Below are 18,529 nucleotides of genomic sequence, written 5' to 3'. Positions count from 1 at the left end.
TTGCCGCCCCGACTGTTAGCCACGTCAACGTTATAGTTCCACTGGTTGGCCTTGCCTGCGGTTCCACTCAACCCGATATCACTGTTGCTATAGTGATTCTGTGTGAAGGATGAGTTAGTCGACAGATAGATAGGGGAGTCGAATACGCTGAAGGGGACGGAGAAACCAAGGTAGTAACGCATCTCTTCACGGTTATCATTATTTCGGGTACGGCTGGCAGAAACGTTGAAGGTGACGTTAGAGAGGGTATTCGAATAGCCTACTTGATACTCCTTGTTGCTGTTTGCCTCTCCCCAATAGTTCCTTAATGTACCAGATAGGAACAGCGATCCTGCCGAGCCACCGAGGTTCTGATTCACATTGAAGTTAAAGCTGTTTTTCTGATTAATGGTACCGCTATTGGCAATCGTGTTTTTCCCGCCGTTACTTTCCCTCTGCGCCGAATCTTCCATAGTCAAAAAGCCGCTGGTTGAGTAACGGTAAGCTGCCAGCGCAAAGTTGGTTCCGGTATCGGTGAAAAATTTGCTATAAGCAAGCCGATAACTCTGCCCGCTGCTGCTATCCACGTGTCTGTATGAAGCCTGACGTGCCTGAGTAACATCAAAGGACAGTGCCCCTACAGGCAGGTTCAGCCCGGTCCCTACCAGTACTGAACCGTAGTGGCTGCTCCAGATCCCTCCTGCATAGGCAGTAAAGAGATTTGTCATCCCCCTGCGCCAGGTCCCCTGTATAAAGTCGGGGTGAACGCTGATCTGAGGTATCCGCACCTGGCCCATCGCCAGGTTATAGACGTTAACGCCAGGTTTTAGCATGCCGGGAACGGAGGAATAAGGTACGGTAAAGCGTTGAATGCGCCCATCGGCCTCGTCAACTTCAACGTTAAGATCGCCCCCGGAGCCGGTTGGTAAAATATCATTAATCGCAAAGGGTCCCGGGGAGACGTTTTGCTGATAAATCGTCACGCCATTCTGAATGATTTTAACCAGGGCGTTGGTCTGCGCCACGCCGTGTACGATGGGGGCGAATCCCTGCATCGCGTCAGGAAACATCCGGATATCTGTCCCCATGCTCACGCCACGAAAGCGATAAGAGTCAAAGAGGTCAGAAGGGGTATAGCTGTCGCCGATACGTAACTGGGAGTTGATGGTGCTGATATTTCGTTGCAAATAGCGGGTGTTATTTTGCCAGTCAGACTTACCCGTTCGTGAATAGTTATAGGAGCTGTTATCACGCAGCTGCCAGTTGAGCAGATTCAGTCCGGTATTTAATGAAATATAACCATTATCTTCATTCTGATGATTGTTAGAGGCCGAATGATAGTAGTTTGCCTGATAGGAGAGTGTCAGGCCTGGGATGCCTTCACTCCAGAATTTAGGATCGATATACCCCTGCCATTTTGTGTCCATCTCCTGCTGTGGAACACTCAAATCCAGTCTCATCTGACTGGCATCAAAACTGCTTTTTATTCCCGTTGAAAGAGCATAAACGTTAAGGAATTCATTCTTTACATTTTTCGGGTTATCAATAACTTTTCTTAATCCCATTCGAGTGAATTCCTTAACGTTTATACGGATGTCTGTTAGGCTGCTAACTACTTTTGCATCATACTTCCCCTTCCAGTCGCCATTGACGTAAATGTCAATGTCATAGTTGCCTGACGGTAAATCACTGTTTGTATAAAATCGTGACAAATCAGCATGGCTGGATTTCCCTGCCAAAAAATCAGTGTTAAACGTGAGTGCATAAGAGATGTGTTGCTTTAACAGGAGGGAGCACATTAACATCAAGTGTAATGTGACCCGGTTTATTTTAAATTTAGGCATTTTTACTGAATTTTTTTCCGCGATTCAATGCTGGCGCCATAATCATTGATATAGACGATGGAGACGGAGTTTTCGCTGGAAATAGGTGCGTTTGCTTTCAGTGATTTCTGAGAAAAGGGTTCCATCATCAGACCTTTTTTTAATATATTTCCTCCCTGGTTAACTCGTACGCCTGATAATGTTAAGTAATAGGGGCTGGCATTATGAAGCGTGATGCTATCCTTCTCATGAGTAAATGTCAGTTTATCTATTATGTTTTTAGGCTTTACTTTCAGTCCGGTGGGCCGGAAAAAAAGCTTAATACGGGACCGTATTGCCAGTTGCATTACGCTTTTTCCCTTAAGGTTCTCAGGGACGGGGGGAATATCCAGTATATTAAGATAAAAAACCGACTCGCGATCGACTGGCAAATTCCCACCCATATAGCGCACCTTTAGCTGTTGCCCGCTATGCGCGGACACCTTTACCACCGGTGGCATTAACAGAAACGGTACTTTTGCTGTCTCAGGGGTTGAGTCAGGATCGCCATTATCAATCCATGCCTGTACCAGTGAGGGGTCAGAACCGTTATTGAGCAATTGAACTGAGATCTCTTTCCTGTCGGAAGGGTAGATCTCACGCGTCGCACTGATAATGACATTCGCGTGACACAAAAAAGGTAATAATGCAGTTAACAGTAAAATTATTCTCATGAAACAATCGCTCAATAATAGGACTTATTGAAAATTAAAGATAAGTGACGCTATACGTTACCATCGTTCTGACCGTGCCGGCCTCCGCAGGCTGAGTTCCTACTTTGTAATATTTAGCATAGAAGTTCAGCGTTTCTGGTGATGATGATGTGCCTCCCAGTTTGGTATCCAGTATCTGATTAAGTGGGATAGGCTGCGTTTCCGTATTTTGTAAAACAATAGCGACACCCACATTTCGAGGATTACCCTGAGGATCATTTTCCTGGTTGATCAGGTATTTCCCATCATTAGATATGGTGTTAGGTGATGAGAACTGCATTTGAAGATTGGGCGTCGTTGGTGTTTCCCCATTGCCCGTATTCACTATATTTGCTGATGAACAGTTGGAGAAGTCCAGTGAAAATGCTTTCTTACCAACATCAATTAACCCTTCTGACGTTCCTGCCTGTTCGGTACTTATCGGATTGAGCACGACGGAAAGGTCGGCAGAATTATTACCATTGATAGTACAGGTTGCATCTGTCACTGCACCTGTAAAATTAATGGTTCCGCCTGAAACGCTGGTTTCGGAATAGCACATTGAACTGAATATTAACGTGGGTAGTACAGTGCCAATAATGACCTTTTTCATTTTTTCCTCTGTAAGTTTTCTATTGATAAATAATCGGGTTTTTTAATTGCACAGGCCGTCCATCCTCGATTTTTCTCGTGGCTGTCGGTTGGCGATAGTTAATGCAGGGGGCGTTTATAGCAGATGTTTAACGATAATTACTTCCTTGTGCCTGATGAGATTTCGCGAATTCTAGTGGTTTTTACTAGTTATAAATTCACAAAAAAAGCGAAATAAAATGAGTCCTGTTTTTTCTTAAATATGATGAGCCTGTGATTTTTAATCTATAGTGTGTGATTGTTCTGTTTTATTTTTCATTCTATTTCCGTTGTCATCATTAGCAAAATGTCTGTTTGCCTCTTTGCCAATATTCCTGAATTCAGTGTATTCTTGTGAAAACACGCTTACCCCCACCGGCCGTACTGATGTTGCCGGGTATGAATGGCGAGAACATGATGAATACATTACGCATAGGTTTGATTTCCGTTTCGGATCGCGCCGCAAATGGCATCTATCAGGATCAGGGATTACCGGCCCTTGAGGCGTGGCTGTCTGAGGCGTTAACTACGCCATTTGAAATTGAAAAACGTCTGGTGCCTGATGAGCAGCCGATGATTGAGCAGGCGATCTGTGAACTGGTCGATGAGTTGTTCTGCCATTTGGTGCTTACCACCGGGGGAACCGGCCCGGCCCGGCGCGATGTCACACCGGATGCGACGCTGGCGATTGCTGACCGGGAAATGCCGGGGTTTGGTGAACAGATGCGACAGATTAGCCTTAACTTTGTACCCACCGCGATCCTTTCACGCCAGACGGCAGTAATCCGTAAACAGTCGCTGGTGATCAACCTGCCGGGACAACCTAAGTCGATTCAGGAGACGCTGGAAGGTCTGAAAGACAGCGAGGGTAATACGCAGGTACATGGCATCTTTGCCAGTGTCCCGTACTGTATTCAGCTGCTGGAGGGGCCCTACATGGAGACTGATCCGAAGGTCGTAGCAGCATTTCGTCCTAAAAGCGCACGGCGCGAAACAAACAACTAAAAAATCGTTTTTTCAGGCATAAGATCCAGCGTCCACTGCTGTGGCAGAAAATTGACGGTATAGTCATCTCAGCTTTACAAACGTTAACTATACGGCTTTCTTCTGACTCTGGATTTTCGTGAATAATTATGTCCCATGATCATGCGCGTCACCTCAACCGGCACGACTACAAGACGTTAACTCTGGCTGCGCTGGGTGGCGCACTCGAATTTTACGACTTTATTATCTTCATTTTTTTCGCCAGCGTGATCGGCGACCTGTTTTTCCCTTTAGGTCTCCCTGACTGGTTGCGTCAGTTTCAGGCCTATGCGATTTTTGCTGCCGGTTATCTTGCCCGCCCGCTGGGCGGCCTGATTATGGCGCACTTCGGGGATAGCCAGGGACGCAAGAAAATGTTCAGCCTGAGCATCTTGATGATGGCATTGCCCACGCTGGCGATGGGGTTGCTGCCCACCTACGCCTCCATCGGTATTGCTGCGCCGATACTCCTGCTACTGCTGCGTGTGTTGCAGGGGGCTGCCATTGGCGGTGAAGTACCGGGTGCCTGGGTGTTTGTCGCCGAACACGTGCCGGAGAAACGGATTGGTTTTGCCTGCGGAACGCTGACCGCCGGCCTGACCTTCGGTATTCTGTTGGGGTCGCTGGTGGCAACATTGATTACCACCACCATGAGTGCGCAGGCCGTCGCTGAAACCGGCTGGCGTATTCCCTTCCTGCTGGGCGGCGGCTTTGGCCTGCTGGCGATGTACCTGCGCCGCTGGCTGCATGAAACGCCGGTCTTTCTCCAGATGAAGCAGCGTAAAACGCTTTCAGCCGAGCTGCCGTTGATCACGGTGTTATTCCGTCATAGCCATGGCGTGGTGGTGTCGATGCTGCTGACCTGGCTATTGTCGGCCTGTATTGTCGTGGTCTTGCTGATGGCACCCGCATTACTGCAAAAGTTACATGGCCTGCCCGCCGCGTTGACGCTTCAGGCGAACAGCCTGGCAACGGTGATGCTGATTTTTGGCTGTATTATTGCCGGGGCCTTGGTGGACCGTATCGGTGCTGCCACTACCCTGATAGTGGGAAGCCTGTTAATGGCCGCTTCCAGTTGGGCGTTTTTCCATGTGGCTGCGCAGTCGCCGGAATATCTCTTTATTGCCTATGCGGTCGCCGGGTTGTGTGTCGGTGTGGTGGGCGTGGTGCCGTTCGTGATGGTGAGTGCGTTCCCGGCAAAAGTGCGTTTTACCGGTATCTCCTTTTCTTATAATTTCGCCTACGCCTTTTTCGGCGGACTGACGCCGATGGCGCTGACGCTGATGCTGAAGCTGTCACCAATGTCACCTGCTTACTATGTGCTGGCACTGGCGGGGATAGGCGTTCTGGTCGGCTGCTGGCTGCGAGGTGAAGCCGGGCAACAGGCGCTATTAAAGCAGATCAGCGCACAATAACGCGCAATCATAGCGTTTTACGGGTCAGCTCAGGCTGGCCCGTTGTCTTTTTAGGGCAAAGTGAAAATTTTTTTCTCTCTCCCCCTTGATGCCGCGTTGCCCGGCCCCATCTTAGTTGGCATCCGAAGCTACGGACCTGGAAAAAAAAGCGTAGGGCGAGCAGTTGAAACTGTAAAAAATGCCCGCATTAATGGTTCATAAGCTGATTTGAATTGAATTTAAGTGGGAGATGTTTAAATGGGTAAGATTATTGGTATTGACCTGGGCACAACGAACTCTTGTGTAGCTATCATGGATGGCGGCAAAGCGCGTGTACTGGAGAATGCAGAAGGCGATCGTACAACACCTTCGATTATTGCTTACACCCAGGATGGTGAAACGCTGGTAGGTCAGCCTGCTAAACGTCAGGCCGTGACTAACCCGCAGAATACTCTGTTTGCGATTAAGCGCCTGATTGGCCGTCGCTTCCAGGATGAAGAAGTGCAGCGTGACCTGAAAATCATGCCATTCAAAATCGTGGGTTCTGAAAACGGTGATGCATGGCTGGACGTGAAAGGCCAGCGCGTGGCTCCGCCACAGATCTCAGCAGAAGTGCTGAAAAAAATGAAGAAAACGGCTGAAGACTATCTGGGTGAACCAGTGACTGAAGCGGTTATCACTGTACCGGCATACTTCAACGATGCACAGCGTCAGGCAACTAAAGATGCCGGTCGTATCGCTGGTCTGGAAGTAAAACGTATCATCAACGAACCAACCGCAGCGGCTCTGGCCTACGGTCTGGATAAAGGTCAGGGTAACCGCACTATCGCGGTATATGACCTGGGTGGTGGTACTTTCGATATCTCTATCATCGAAATCGATGAAGTTGATGGCGAAAAAACCTTCGAAGTTCTGGCAACCAACGGTGATACCCACCTGGGTGGTGAAGACTTCGACAGCCGTATGATCAACTACCTGGTGGCTGAGTTTAAGAAAGATCAGGGCATCGATCTGCACAACGATCCACTGGCGATGCAGCGTCTGAAAGAAGCGGCAGAAAAAGCGAAGATCGAGCTGTCTTCTGCCCAGCAAACTGACGTAAACCTGCCGTACATCACTGCTGATGCGACAGGTCCTAAACACCTGAACATCAAAGTGACCCGTGCGAAGCTGGAATCACTGGTAGAAGATCTGGTTGCTCGTTCTATCGAGCCGTTGAAAGTGGCTCTGCAAGATGCAGGTCTGTCCGTCTCTGAGATCAACGATGTGATCCTCGTTGGTGGCCAGACACGTATGCCAATGGTTCAGGCGAAAGTGACCGAGTTCTTCGGTAAAGAGCCACGTAAAGACGTGAACCCGGACGAAGCTGTTGCTGTTGGTGCAGCGGTTCAGGGTGGCGTATTGGCGGGTGAAGTAAAAGACGTTCTGCTGCTGGACGTTACCCCGCTGTCGCTGGGTATCGAAACCATGGGCGGTGTGATGACGTCGCTGATCACTAAGAACACCACTATCCCAACCAAGCACAGCCAGGTGTTCTCAACAGCTGAAGACAACCAGTCTGCCGTGACCATCCATGTTGTGCAGGGTGAGCGTAAACGTGCAGCGGATAACAAATCTCTGGGTCAGTTCAACCTGGACGGTATCCAGAGCGCACCACGTGGTATGCCTCAGATCGAAGTGACTTTCGACATCGATGCCGATGGTATCCTGCATGTGTCAGCGAAAGACAAGAACAGCGGTAAAGAGCAGAAAATCACCATCAAGGCCTCTTCCGGTCTGAACGACGAAGAGATCGAAAAAATGGTGCGTGATGCGGAAGCAAATGCTGAATCTGACCGTAAGTTCGAAGAACTGGTTCAGGTACGCAACCAGGGCGATCAGCTGTCACACAGCACACGTAAGCAGCTGGACGAAGCGGGCGACAAACTGCCAGCGGATGACAAAGCGCCTATCGAAGCCGCATTGACCGAACTGAACGCGGCGCTGAAAGGCGAAGATAAAGCGGATATCGAAGCCAAGATCCAGGCTCTGATGGAAGTGTCCAGCAAGCTGATGGAGTTCGCTCAACAGCAGCAGGCCGCTGGCGGCGCAGCAGATGCGACCGATGGTGCGAAGAAAGACGATGATGTTGTCGACGCTGAATTTGAAGAAGTGAAAGACAACAAAAAATAATCGCCCTTGAGCGGGCAAGGTGGCGCGTCATGCGCCATTGATTACCAGCACGGGCGTCGGAGAAATCCTACGCCCGTGCATGCATGTTAAGGGCAGGATCAATAACAATGGCGAAGAGAGACTATTACGAGGTTTTAGGCGTTTCCAAATCAGCGGAAGAGCGTGAAATCAAAAAGGCTTATAAACGCCTGGCAATGAAGTTTCACCCCGATCGTAACCAGGGTGAAGGTGCCGAAGAACAATTTAAAGAGGTCAAAGAAGCCTACGAAATTCTGACCGATGCGCAGAAACGTGCGGCTTACGATCAGTACGGCCATGCAGCCTTTGAACAGGGCGGTATGGGCGGTGGCGGTCATGGCGGCTTCGGCGGCGGTGGCGGTGCTGACTTCAGTGATATCTTTGGCGACGTATTCGGCGATATCTTTGGCGGAGGCCGCCGTCAACAGCGTGCTGCACGCGGCGCAGATTTACGCTACAACATGGAGCTGTCGCTGGAAGAAGCGGTACGCGGCGTGACCAAAGAGATCCGCATTCCAACGCTGGAAGAGTGTGATGTTTGCCACGGTAGTGGCGCGAAAGTCGGTACCAAACCGCAAACCTGTTCAACCTGTCACGGTGCTGGCCAGGTACAGATGCGTCAGGGCTTCTTCACCGTACAGCAAGCTTGTCCGACCTGTCATGGTCGTGGCTCGGTGATTAAAGATCCGTGTAACGCCTGCCGCGGTCATGGCCGGGTTGAGCGTTCGAAAACCCTGTCGGTGAAAATTCCGGCGGGTGTGGATACCGGTGACCGCATTCGTCTGACCGGCGAAGGGGAGGCGGGTGAGCACGGCGCGCCATCAGGCGATTTGTATGTTCAGGTTCAGGTGCGTAAGCACAATATCTTTGAGCGTGAAGAGAACAATCTGTACTGCGAAGTCCCGATCAACTTTGTGATGGCTGCGCTGGGTGGAGAGATTGAAGTACCGACGCTGGACGGCCGCGTGAAGTTGAAAGTCCCTGCGGAAACGCAGACGGGCAAACTGTTCCGTATGCGCGGTAAGGGTGTGAAATCAGTACGTGGTGGTGCGCAGGGTGACCTGTTATGCCGCGTGGTGGTGGAAACGCCAGTCAGCCTGAGTGAGAAGCAGAAATCGCTGTTACGCGAACTGGAAGAGAGCTTCGGCGGCCCATCCGGTGAGAAGAACAGCCCGCGTTCTAAAAGCTTCTTCGATGGCGTGAAGAAGTTCTTTGACGATCTGACCCGTTAATCGCAACGGCTCCCTGGTCATTCAGGGAGCCGAAACATCAATAAATCCCCTGTATTTTTCCACTTTTCAGCTCTTTTATCTCTCTTTCAGGAAAATTTTTGGTGGAATCTCTTTGAAAGTATCAATGTTGTTTCTTAATATTGCATTGAGTATCTGATTGTTATTAGATGTCGCTTCAATTTATCTAATGGAATTGGGTTCATGAAAAAGATTCTGGCAATTGCCGCCTTCGCTGTTCTGCTTTCTGGTTGTGCTCAACAAACTTTCCAACTGAAACATAATCAGGTTGCTGCGCCTAAGCAGGTGACCACTCACCACTTCTTCGTGTCGGGTATCGGTCAGAAAAAAACGCTGGATGCTGCGGCAATTTGTGGCGGTGAGGATAAAGTCGATCGCGTTGAAGTTCAGCAGACTTTCGTCAACGGCCTGCTGGCTGTAGTGACTTTCGGTATTTATACCCCACGTGAAGCACGCGTTTACTGCGCACTGTAAGTTGTTATCAATGTGCCAAGAAAGCCGCTTCGTGCGGCTTTTTTTACGTCCTTAGCCTGCCTGATATTCGCATTTTCCTGCTCCTTATTTTTCATTTCATCTCAATAATTCTTCAATATCGAGGTGTCGGGAGGGCATAAACTGTTTTTTTCCAGCGGTTTAAACACGTATGCTATCGGTCATCTGAAGCTTATTCACTGAGATTAACAGCGGAGTCTGTCATGAACCTCTTTTTCAAAAAACTCTTAAAAAACGATGCCACGGGCGGTGTGGTGCTGATTATCGCCGCTGCCGTCGCTATGTTCCTCGCCAATAATGCCAGTACTCAGCAGGCTTATCAGGCCGTTCTGGCAATGCCGGTGCAGTTCCGTTTCGGTGCCCTGGATATCAATAAAGATCTGCTGTTATGGATCAATGATGCATTAATGGCACTGTTTTTCCTGATGATTGGCCTGGAAGTGAAACGCGAACTGATGATGGGGTCGCTGAAGGGCCGGGAGCGCGCGATGTTCCCGTTGATTGCCGCCTTAGGCGGTATGTTGGCCCCGGGACTGATCTATGCGGCTCTGAATCATAATGACGCGCTGGCGATCCACGGCTGGGCGATACCTGCTGCCACCGATATTGCTTTTGCGCTGGGTATTCTGGCGCTACTGGGTAGCCGCGTGCCACCGGCGTTGAAAATGTTCCTGATGGCATTGGCCGTCATCGATGATTTGGGTGCCATTGTCATTATCGCTTTCTTCTACACCAGCGATCTGTCATTGGTCTCACTGGGGGTTGCTGCAGCGTCTATCGTTGCTCTGGCCCTGTTGAACCTGTGTGGTGTGCGTAAAACCTCAGTCTATCTGCTGGTCGGAATGGTGCTGTGGGTGGCAGTGCTGAAGTCGGGCGTGCATGCCACGTTGGCGGGGGTGATTGTCGGTCTGTTTATTCCGCTGAAAAAACAGGATGGACACTCGCCGTCGATTGAACTGGCGCATGGTCTGCACCCCTGGGTGAGCTGGCTTATCCTGCCGCTGTTTGCCTTTGCCAATGCCGGTGTTTCCCTGACGGGTGTCTCAGTTGAAGGATTGTTCTCGATGGTACCGCTGGGGATTATTCTGGGTCTGCTGGTGGGTAAACCGTTGGGGATCACGCTGATTTGCTGGCTGTCGGTGAAGCTGAAGATTGCCGTGTTGCCGGAAAACACCAAGATGGTGGATATTGCCGCTGTGGGTGTGCTGTGTGGCATCGGCTTTACCATGTCTATCTTTATCGCTTCACTGGCATTTGACGCCGCGCATGAGGAGATGGTCACGCTGGCCAAGCTGGGGATTCTCACCGGATCTGTACTGTCTGCTGTGGTGGGATATAGTCTTCTGCGGGTTAAATTGCCTGCACAATCATCGCATTAATGACGTAGTGATTGATGGAAAGGTAGGGGCGGCCTTTTTCAGGTCGCACCTGCTTGCGGGGTGTACCCTCAAAAAAAAGACATAAAAAAACCGCCGGAGCGGTTTCTTTATCAAAGCTCGATTAACACGCTGACATTAAGCCAGTTTGCTGATCTGTGCAGCCAGATTTGCTTTATGACGTGCAGCTTTGTTTTTGTGGATCAGGCCTTTAGCTGCCTGACGGTCCACAATTGGTTGCATGTCATTAAATGCATTCTGCGCAGCTGCTTTATCGCCAGTAGCGATAGCCGCGTAAACTTTCTTGATGAAAGTACGCAACATTGAGCGACGGCTAGCGTTGTGCTTGCGACGGTTCTCAGATGTTACGGCGCGTTTCTTAGCTGATTTGATATTAGCCAAGGTCCAACTCCCAAATAGTTCTATGAGGACAATTCAAAGGCCGAGGAATATGCCCTTTTCGCCTTCGGTTGTCAATGGATTTGTGCAAATAAGCGCCGGTCAAACAGTGGCACTTGATTACGTTTCGATGGCGCAAGATTCTACCAGCTTCATCCAGGCGAATACAGCTTATTCACAAGAAAAATATCATACCACGCTGGATCAGCACCCTACAGAGCGAAATGGGGAGAAGAAAGCATGAAAGCCCGAATTCGTGGGTTAACCTTCACGGCTGTACAAGGTATAATCCGCCGATTTCCACAAATTTGAGCCAGCCATGAAGTTTATCCGCGGCATACATAACCTTAGAGAGCAGCATCGCGGCTGCGTACTGACTATCGGGAATTTCGATGGCGTACATCGCGGTCATCAGGCGCTGCTGGCGCAACTGTGCAAAGAAGGGCGTCAGCGCAATTTGCCAGTGATGGTCATGCTGTTTGAACCTCAGCCGCTGGAACTGTTTGCGGCGGAAAAAGCCCCTGCGCGGCTGACACGCCTGCGGGAGAAAGTGCGTTACCTCGAACAGGCCGGCGTCGATGCCGTGCTGTGCGTGCGTTTTGATCGCCGTTTTGCGGCCAGGACGGCACAGAGTTTTGTCGCCGATCTTCTGGTTGATAAGCTGGGCGTTGAGTTCCTGGCTGTTGGGGATGATTTCCGCTTTGGCGCTGGTCGCCAGGGCGATTTCCTGTTATTACAGAATGCGGGTGTCGAATATGGCTTTGATGTCATCAGTACCCAGACATTCTGCGATGACGGAAAACGCATCAGCAGCACGGCGATTCGCCAGGCGCTGGCAGAAGATAACCTGTCGATGGCCAATGCCCTGCTGGGGCGTCCTTTCAGCATTTCTGGCCGTGTAGTGCATGGCGATGCGCTGGGCCGCACCATTGGTTTCCCTACGGCTAACCTGCCGCTGCGGCGCACCGTCTCCCCGGTCAAAGGGGTGTATGCCGTGGAGGTTTTGGGGCTGGGTTCACATCCGTTAGCCGGTGTGGCAAATATCGGCACCCGACCTACCGTTGCAGGGCTGCGTCAGCAGCTGGAAGTACATCTGCTGGATGTCTCTATCGACCTTTACGGGCGCCATATTGAAGTGGTACTGCGTGATAAAATACGTAACGAGCAGCGCTTTGCCTCGCTCGACGCACTGAAAGAACAAATTGCAAACGATGTGGTGACTGCCCGAACTTTTTTTGGGCTGAAGACATCGGTTTAAGTTTACATAGAACCGACATACGGAACCGAGAATCTGATGAGTGACTATAAATCTACCCTGAATTTGCCGGAAACGGGGTTCCCGATGCGTGGCGATCTGGCCAAACGCGAACCGGGCATGCTGCAACGTTGGTATGATGACAAGCTGTACGGCATCATTCGCGAAGCCAAGAAAGGGAAAAAAACCTTTATTCTGCATGATGGCCCTCCCTACGCGAACGGCAGCATTCATATTGGTCACTCCGTTAACAAGATTCTGAAAGACATTATCGTTAAGTCGAAAGGCATGGCGGGCTATGATTCGCCGTACGTTCCAGGCTGGGACTGTCACGGTCTGCCTATCGAGCATAAAGTTGAGCAGATGATCGGTAAGCCGGGCGAGAAAGTCAGCGCATCCGAATTCCGTGCTGCCTGCCGTAAATATGCCGCCGAGCAGGTGGAAGGGCAGAAAGCCGACTTTATCCGCCTCGGAGTGCTGGGTGACTGGGATCGTCCGTATCTGACGATGAACTTCCAAACCGAAGCCAACATCATCCGTGCCCTGGGTAAGATCATCGGCAACGGTCACCTGCACAAGGGCGCAAAGCCGGTGCACTGGTGCCTGGACTGCCGCTCTGCGCTGGCTGAAGCGGAAGTGGAGTATTACGACAAAACCTCCCCGTCTATCGATGTGATGTTCAATGCCGTCGATAAAGACGCGGTGCAGGCGAAATTTGGCGCAGGCCACGTTGATGGCCCGATTGCCCTGGTGATCTGGACTACCACGCCGTGGACGATGCCGGCTAACCGCGCCATCTCTCTGCATCCTGAATTTGACTACCAGCTAGTGCAGATTGAGGGCCGTGCCCTGATCCTCGCTAAAGACATGGTCGAGAGTGTGATGAAGCGTGTTGGCATGGCTGCATGGACCGTGCTGGGTGAAGCGAAAGGCGCTGACCTCGAACTGATGGGCTTCCAGCATCCTTTCCTCAGCCACACCTCTCCGGTGGTGCTGGGTGAGCACGTGACGCTGGAAGCCGGTACCGGTGCCGTTCACACTGCGCCTGGCCACGGCCCGGACGACTATGTGATTGGCCAGAAGTACGGTATTGAAGTCGCTAACCCGGTCGGCCCGGACGGCAGCTTCCTGCCAGGCACATACCCGACGCTGGACGGCGTTAACGTATTTAAAGCCAACGATATGATCGTTGAGTTGCTGCGCGAGAAGGGCGCTCTGCTGCATGTTGAGAAACTGCATCACAGCTACCCACACTGCTGGCGTCACAAAACGCCGATCATCTTCCGTGCAACTCCGCAGTGGTTTATCAGCATGGATCAGAAAGGCCTTCGTGCGCAGTCGCTAAAAGAGATCAAAGGCGTGCAGTGGATCCCGGACTGGGGCCAGGCGCGTATTGAGTCGATGGTGGCTAACCGCCCTGACTGGTGTATCTCCCGTCAGCGTACCTGGGGCGTGCCGATGGCGCTGTTCGTCCACAAAGACACTGAGCAGCTGCACCCGGATTCTCTGGAACTGATGGAGAAGGTAGCGAAGCGGGTTGAGCAGGACGGTATCCAGGCATGGTGGGATCTCGATGCCCACGATCTGATGGGTGCTGATGCTGACAACTACGTTAAAGTGCCGGATACCCTGGACGTATGGTTCGATTCAGGATCGACCAGTTACTCGGTGGTTGATGCGCGCCCTGAGTTTGGCGGTAACGAACCTGATTTATATCTGGAAGGTTCGGATCAGCACCGTGGCTGGTTTATGTCCTCGCTGATGATCTCCACTGCGATGAAAGGCAAAGCGCCATACCGCCAGGTACTGACGCACGGCTTCACCGTCGATGGTCAGGGCCGCAAGATGTCCAAATCCTTGGGCAACACCGTCAGCCCACAGGACGTGATGAACAAGTTGGGTGCCGATATCCTGCGTCTGTGGGTGGCATCGACCGATTACTCCGGTGAAATTGCTGTCTCTGACGAAATCCTTAAGCGTTCTGCCGACAGCTATCGTCGCATCCGTAACACCGCGCGTTTCCTGCTGGCGAACCTCGCCGGTTTCAACCCGGAAACCGATCTGGTGAAACCGGAAGAGATGGTCATCGTTGACCGTTGGGCTGTGGGCCGCGCACTGGCCGCACAGAATGATATCGTCGCTTCTTACGAAGCCTACGATTTCCATGAAGTGGTACAGCGTCTGATGCAGTTCTGCTCGGTTGAGATGGGTTCATTCTATCTGGATATCATCAAAGATCGTCAGTACACCGCGAAGTCAGATGGCCTGGCGCGTCGTAGCTGCCAGACCGCGCTGTGGTACATCGTGGAAGCGCTGGTGCGTTGGATGGCACCAATCATGTCCTTTACCGCCGATGAAATCTGGGGCTATCTGCCGGGCAAACGCAGCCAGTACGTGTTTACCGAGGAGTGGTTCGACGGGTTGTTCAGCCTGGAAGACAACCAGCCAATGAATGACAGCTACTGGGCTGAACTGCTGAAAGTACGCGGTGAAGTCAATAAGGTGATCGAGCAGGCGCGTGCTGATAAGCGTATCGGTGGTTCTCTGGAAGCCAGCGTAACGCTGTACGCTGATGCTGACCTGGCAACCAAGCTGACCAGCCTGGGTGAGGAACTGCGCTTTGTGCTGCTGACCTCTGGGGCTAAGGTCGCTGACTATGCACAGGCAACCGACGATGCGCAGCAGAGTGATGTGGTGAAAGGTCTGAAAATTGCTCTGCAGAAAGCAGAAGGTGAGAAATGCCCACGCTGCTGGCATTACACTAGCGATATCGGCCAGAACGCCGAACACGCTGATGTCTGCGGTCGTTGTGTCTCTAACGTCGCGGGCAGCGGCGAACAGCGTAAGTTTGCATGATGAGCAGACCTGTTCTCTCAACCGGATTGCGCTGGCTGTGGCTGGTGCTGGTGGTGATTGTCATTGATTTCGGCAGCAAGCAGTGGATTATGAATAATCTGATGCTGCACGAATCGATGCCAGTGATGCCGTACTTTAACTTCTTTTATGCTCACAACTACGGCGCGGCGTTCAGCTTCCTCGCCGATAAAGGTGGCTGGCAGCGCTGGTTCTTTGCCGGTATTGCCATTGCCATTGTCGTGGTGCTGCTGGTGATGATGTACCGCACCAGCGCGAGCAATAAACTGAATAACATCGCCTATGCGCTGATTGTGGGTGGCGCAGTGGGCAACCTGTTTGACCGGTCATATCATGGCTTTGTGGTGGACTTCATCGATTTCTATGTCGGTGACTGGCACTTTGCCACGTTTAATATTGCCGACTGCGGTATCTGTATTGGTGCCGCGCTGATCGTGCTGGAAGGGTTCCTGAGCCCGAACGGCAAACAGGCTAAGAATAAAGGGTAAGGCATGACCGATTCTGTACAGCGTGACAGCGAAGTGCTGGTGCATTTCACCTTAAAACTGGCGGATGGTTCCACAGCGGAATCCACGCGCAGTCACGGTAAACCGGCGTTGTTTTGCCTCGGCGATGGTAGCCTGTCAGAAGGGCTGGAAAGTCATCTTCTCGGACTAAAAACGGGTGAAGCGTGTGCTTTTTCGCTGGACGCAGACGATGCGTTCGGCGGTATCAGCCCGGACCTGATCCAGTATTTTTCGCGCCGTGACTTTGTGCAGGCAGGAGAACCGGAAATTGGTGCCATCATGCTGTTCAGCGGCATGGATGGTAACGAGATGCCTGGTGTGATCCGTGAAATCTCTGGTGATTCGATCACCGTTGATTTCAATCACCCACTGGCCGGGCAGACCATTCACTTTGACGTAGAAGTGCTGGAGATTGATCCGGTACGGGAGACGAGCAATGCAGATCCTGTTGGCTAACCCGCGCGGTTTCTGCGCAGGCGTTGATCGCGCTATCAGCATTGTGGAGCGTGCGCTGGAGATGTATGGCGCACCTATCTACGTGCGGCATGAAGTGGTGCATAACCGTTATGTGGTCAACAGCCTGCGCGAGCGCGGGGCGATCTTTATTGAAGAGATTGCTGAAGTGCCGGATGGTTCTATCCTGATCTTCTCTGCACATGGCGTGTCTCAGGCCGTTCGTGCTGAAGCCAAAGCGCGCGAGCTGACCATGCTGTTTGATGCCACCTGTCCGCTGGTCACCAAGGTGCATATGGAAGTGGCGCGTGCCAGTCGAAAAGGAACGGAAGCGATCCTGATTGGTCATGCGGGCCACCCGGAAGTGGAAGGGACAATGGGCCAGTACAACAACCCGAAAGGGGGGATGTATCTGGTGGAAGCGCCAGCAGATGTGTGGAAACTTCAGGTTAAAGATGAAGACAATCTGTGCTTTATGACGCAAACCACGCTGTCCGTCGATGACACCTATGAAGTGATCGATGCGCTGCGTGCCCGTTTCCCCAAAATTGTTGGTCCGCGTAAAGACGACATCTGTTACGCCACCACTAACCGGCAGGAAGCGGTGCGTACGCTGGCCCGTGACGCTGATGTAGTGCTGGTGGTCGGTTCGAAAAACTCTTCGAACTCAAACCGTCTGGCAGAGCTTGCACAGCGTGCCGGCAAGCTGGCACGTCTGATCGACTCCGCTGATGATATTCAGGAAGAGTGGGTCAGAGGTGTGGGATGTGTTGGCGTCACCGCAGGTGCTTCGGCACCGGATATCCTGGTGCAACAGGTGATCGAACGGCTGAACTCACTGGGTGGCGTCGATGCCATCGAGCTGATTGGTCGCGAAGAGAACATTGTGTTTGAAGTACCGAAAGAGCTGCGCGTGGAAGTTCGTCAGGTCGAGTAGGGCGCATTTTCTCCTGTCTTGGGCGACCTTTTTTCCGGTCGCCTTATTCCCTTAAGTTGTGCAATTTCAGTTATTTCAATTATTTATCATCATATCCGCCCTCATTCGGATCGTACCATGTGTTGTGTTCATAAAAGAGGTTAACTGAGTTTTCATCGTTCAGAACCAAAGTCGCAATCCCACTTGAATATAACATCCATTTTCCAGGTAGCTGGTCGCCATATTTGATGTCGCCTTGTGCGTAGCAGGATGAGTAGCGGGTATCTATAGCGAAATGATTATCAACCGGATAGGCGTGATTAAAGAAGTTGATCACCTGCTCTGTGGTTGGTGTGAACTTTTTACAGGCCTTAATTTCACTGGGATTGGTGACTGCTTTCAGCGTCTGCCCACTACTGACGATGCTGACGGATGTGACCGGATTGGCGTAGCTGGAGCCGATAAGAAACAATGAGACCAGCAAGATGCCAGTATTTAAGCAAAAGGGTTTGATTACCATTTGGCTGAACTCGCTTCAGTGATATTTTTTCTGGCAATTTCAGGATGCCTGAAGATTTCACTCGTACTAATCTTCAACGTGCTTTTTAATTCTCTGACTAGCCACTCAAGTGATTCTGACTGGTGCTGATTTACGGCCTCAAAAATTCTACCATCAGGATATTCCTTTAAATCCTCTGTCTTGAAAGCCTCTCCAACAATCTCAATACCAATTGCATCCGTGTTTGCCGGAAAGCGGTCGGGCCAGGGTTTTTGCCTCTCCCTGTCTGATATTTCTTTGGTGCGCCAGGCGTTTTCCAGTTGAGTGGCTTTTTTGAGTTCAGCGGGTTCACATTTTTGCGTGATCAGGCAGCGCGATTTCATCCTGCCAACATGGTAAGTCATTTTGAACAGCGAGGCCGTCTGATAAATGGTGCCATCTTTATCAATGATAAAATGGGCCCCGTTGGCATTGGCGTGCTGGTAGCTGTTAAAGGTACTTTGTAACGTTGCGGCCCCGGTCTGATGAACGACAATGCCGTTAACATGGCCCATGTTACCGTGATGAAGGGAGTGAAAAATCTTTTTGGTAATCCTGACCGCATCGATATAGCCATTGGCATCGATATACAGCATGGTTCATCCTTGGTTTGATTAACAATCAGCTTTTGTAGGTTATATAGCCAGTTCTGCTTGAGCAAGGATGCCTGCCAATTTTCGTAGTTTATCCACTCAACGGC

At 51.2% G+C, this 18,529-nt stretch carries 17 protein-coding genes; 11 read left to right on the top strand and 6 right to left on the bottom strand.

All coding sequences use genetic code 11. From position 1 onward, the window contains the following. The 3 genes from FY046_RS16705 to FY046_RS16695 form a co-directional block, all read right to left on the bottom strand. A partial coding sequence (locus tag FY046_RS16705; protein ID WP_446186298.1) for a fimbria/pilus outer membrane usher protein occupies nt 1-1,778 on the bottom strand: 1,778 nt, incomplete at its 3' end. Between the two features lie 47 nt (nt 1,779-1,825). Next, complete coding sequence (locus tag FY046_RS16700; RefSeq protein ID WP_133842359.1) at nt 1,826-2,515, bottom strand: fimbrial biogenesis chaperone; 690 nt, start codon at nt 2,513-2,515, stop codon at nt 1,826-1,828. A 34-nt stretch (nt 2,516-2,549) separates the two neighbouring features. Continuing rightward, the gene (locus tag FY046_RS16695) at nt 2,550-3,146 is read right to left on the bottom strand and encodes a fimbrial protein (protein WP_133842358.1); all 597 of its coding nucleotides are present in this window, start codon (nt 3,144-3,146) and stop codon (nt 2,550-2,552) included. A gap of 434 nt (nt 3,147-3,580) precedes the next feature. Between FY046_RS16695 and mog the strand changes: the two genes are divergently transcribed. The 6 genes from mog to nhaA all read left to right on the top strand — a co-directional run bounded on the left by mog (nt 3,581) and on the right by nhaA (nt 10,891). Further along, a complete protein-coding gene (gene mog, locus FY046_RS16690) occupies nt 3,581-4,168 on the top strand; it encodes a molybdopterin adenylyltransferase (protein ID WP_133842723.1) in 588 nt (195 codons plus the stop codon). A gap of 128 nt (nt 4,169-4,296) precedes the next feature. Next, nucleotides 4,297-5,601, top strand: a complete 1,305-nt coding sequence (locus FY046_RS16685) for an MFS transporter (protein ID WP_133842357.1) — start codon at nt 4,297-4,299, stop codon at nt 5,599-5,601. 237 nt (nt 5,602-5,838) lie between these two features. Then, the gene (dnaK, locus tag FY046_RS16680) at nt 5,839-7,752 is read left to right on the top strand and encodes a molecular chaperone DnaK (protein WP_133842356.1); all 1,914 of its coding nucleotides are present in this window, start codon (nt 5,839-5,841) and stop codon (nt 7,750-7,752) included. Between the two features lie 107 nt (nt 7,753-7,859). Then, complete coding sequence (dnaJ, locus tag FY046_RS16675; protein WP_133842355.1) at nt 7,860-9,002, top strand: molecular chaperone DnaJ; 1,143 nt, start codon at nt 7,860-7,862, stop codon at nt 9,000-9,002. Nucleotides 9,003-9,203: 201 nt separating this feature from the next. Further along, nucleotides 9,204-9,494, top strand: a complete 291-nt coding sequence (locus FY046_RS16670; RefSeq protein ID WP_133842354.1) for a Bor family protein — start codon at nt 9,204-9,206, stop codon at nt 9,492-9,494. 221 nt (nt 9,495-9,715) lie between these two features. Next, entirely contained in the window at nt 9,716-10,891 is a 1,176-nt protein-coding gene (gene nhaA, locus FY046_RS16665) for a Na+/H+ antiporter NhaA (RefSeq protein ID WP_159336873.1), read from the top strand. 135 nt (nt 10,892-11,026) lie between these two features. Here nhaA and rpsT read toward each other — a convergent pair whose 3' ends face one another. Next, entirely contained in the window at nt 11,027-11,290 is a 264-nt protein-coding gene (rpsT, locus tag FY046_RS16660) for a 30S ribosomal protein S20 (RefSeq protein ID WP_133842352.1), read from the bottom strand. Nucleotides 11,291-11,606: 316 nt separating this feature from the next. Here rpsT and ribF point away from each other — a divergent pair, with 316 nt between their 5' ends. Genes ribF through ispH form a run of 5 tightly spaced genes read left to right on the top strand, consistent with a single transcriptional unit; the run spans nt 11,607 to nt 17,312 of the window. Next, nucleotides 11,607-12,545 carry a bifunctional riboflavin kinase/FAD synthetase gene (gene ribF / locus FY046_RS16655; protein WP_133842351.1) on the top strand — a complete coding sequence of 313 codons (939 nt, stop codon included), beginning with the start codon at nt 11,607-11,609 and terminating at the stop codon, nt 12,543-12,545. Nucleotides 12,546-12,581: 36 nt separating this feature from the next. Further along, nucleotides 12,582-15,398: an isoleucine--tRNA ligase gene (ileS, locus tag FY046_RS16650; RefSeq protein ID WP_167863353.1), complete on the top strand. Its 2,817-nt coding sequence runs from the start codon at nt 12,582-12,584 to the stop codon at nt 15,396-15,398. After that, nucleotides 15,398-15,904 carry a signal peptidase II gene (lspA, locus tag FY046_RS16645; RefSeq protein WP_171149331.1) on the top strand — a complete coding sequence of 169 codons (507 nt, stop codon included), beginning with the start codon at nt 15,398-15,400 and terminating at the stop codon, nt 15,902-15,904. The genes ileS and lspA overlap by 1 nt, the downstream gene beginning before the upstream one ends. Nucleotides 15,905-15,907: 3 nt before the next feature. Further along, nucleotides 15,908-16,378 carry an FKBP-type peptidyl-prolyl cis-trans isomerase gene (fkpB, locus tag FY046_RS16640; protein WP_159336875.1) on the top strand — a complete coding sequence of 157 codons (471 nt, stop codon included), beginning with the start codon at nt 15,908-15,910 and terminating at the stop codon, nt 16,376-16,378. Further along, complete coding sequence (gene ispH, locus FY046_RS16635) at nt 16,359-17,312, top strand: 4-hydroxy-3-methylbut-2-enyl diphosphate reductase (RefSeq protein ID WP_133842347.1); 954 nt, start codon at nt 16,359-16,361, stop codon at nt 17,310-17,312. The genes fkpB and ispH overlap by 20 nt, the downstream gene beginning before the upstream one ends. Before the next feature lie 79 nt (nt 17,313-17,391). Here ispH and FY046_RS16630 read toward each other — a convergent pair whose 3' ends face one another. Further along, a complete protein-coding gene (locus FY046_RS16630; protein ID WP_133842346.1) occupies nt 17,392-17,811 on the bottom strand; it encodes a hypothetical protein in 420 nt (139 codons plus the stop codon). Then, nucleotides 17,805-18,425, bottom strand: a complete 621-nt coding sequence (locus tag FY046_RS16625) for a peptidoglycan recognition protein family protein (RefSeq protein ID WP_167863354.1) — start codon at nt 18,423-18,425, stop codon at nt 17,805-17,807. The genes FY046_RS16630 and FY046_RS16625 overlap by 7 nt, the downstream gene beginning before the upstream one ends. Nucleotides 18,426-18,529 lie beyond the last annotated feature (104 nt).

The organism is Erwinia sp. 1181_3 (genome assembly GCF_052824965.1).
This window is presented reverse-complemented; position numbering and strand designations above follow the sequence as displayed.

Bases quoted from the DNA above. Each gene is read 5' to 3' on its own strand.
- FY046_RS16700 (WP_133842359.1), bottom strand. From the start codon at position 2,515: ATGAGAATAATTTTACTGTTAACTGCATTATTACCTTTTTTGTGTCAC.
- FY046_RS16695 (WP_133842358.1), bottom strand. From the start codon at position 3,146: ATGAAAAAGGTCATTATTGGCACTGTACTACCCACGTTAATATTCAGT.
- mog (WP_133842723.1), top strand. From the start codon at position 3,581: ATGAATACATTACGCATAGGTTTGATTTCCGTTTCGGATCGCGCCGCA.
- FY046_RS16685 (WP_133842357.1), top strand. From the start codon at position 4,297: ATGTCCCATGATCATGCGCGTCACCTCAACCGGCACGACTACAAGACG.
- dnaK (WP_133842356.1), top strand. From the start codon at position 5,839: ATGGGTAAGATTATTGGTATTGACCTGGGCACAACGAACTCTTGTGTA.
- dnaJ (WP_133842355.1), top strand. From the start codon at position 7,860: ATGGCGAAGAGAGACTATTACGAGGTTTTAGGCGTTTCCAAATCAGCG.
- FY046_RS16670 (WP_133842354.1), top strand. From the start codon at position 9,204: ATGAAAAAGATTCTGGCAATTGCCGCCTTCGCTGTTCTGCTTTCTGGT.
- nhaA (WP_159336873.1), top strand. From the start codon at position 9,716: ATGAACCTCTTTTTCAAAAAACTCTTAAAAAACGATGCCACGGGCGGT.
- ribF (WP_133842351.1), top strand. From the start codon at position 11,607: ATGAAGTTTATCCGCGGCATACATAACCTTAGAGAGCAGCATCGCGGC.
- ileS (WP_167863353.1), top strand. From the start codon at position 12,582: ATGAGTGACTATAAATCTACCCTGAATTTGCCGGAAACGGGGTTCCCG.
- lspA (WP_171149331.1), top strand. From the start codon at position 15,398: ATGAGCAGACCTGTTCTCTCAACCGGATTGCGCTGGCTGTGGCTGGTG.
- fkpB (WP_159336875.1), top strand. From the start codon at position 15,908: ATGACCGATTCTGTACAGCGTGACAGCGAAGTGCTGGTGCATTTCACC.
- ispH (WP_133842347.1), top strand. From the start codon at position 16,359: ATGCAGATCCTGTTGGCTAACCCGCGCGGTTTCTGCGCAGGCGTTGAT.
- FY046_RS16630 (WP_133842346.1), bottom strand. From the start codon at position 17,811: ATGGTAATCAAACCCTTTTGCTTAAATACTGGCATCTTGCTGGTCTCA.
- FY046_RS16625 (WP_167863354.1), bottom strand. From the start codon at position 18,425: ATGCTGTATATCGATGCCAATGGCTATATCGATGCGGTCAGGATTACC.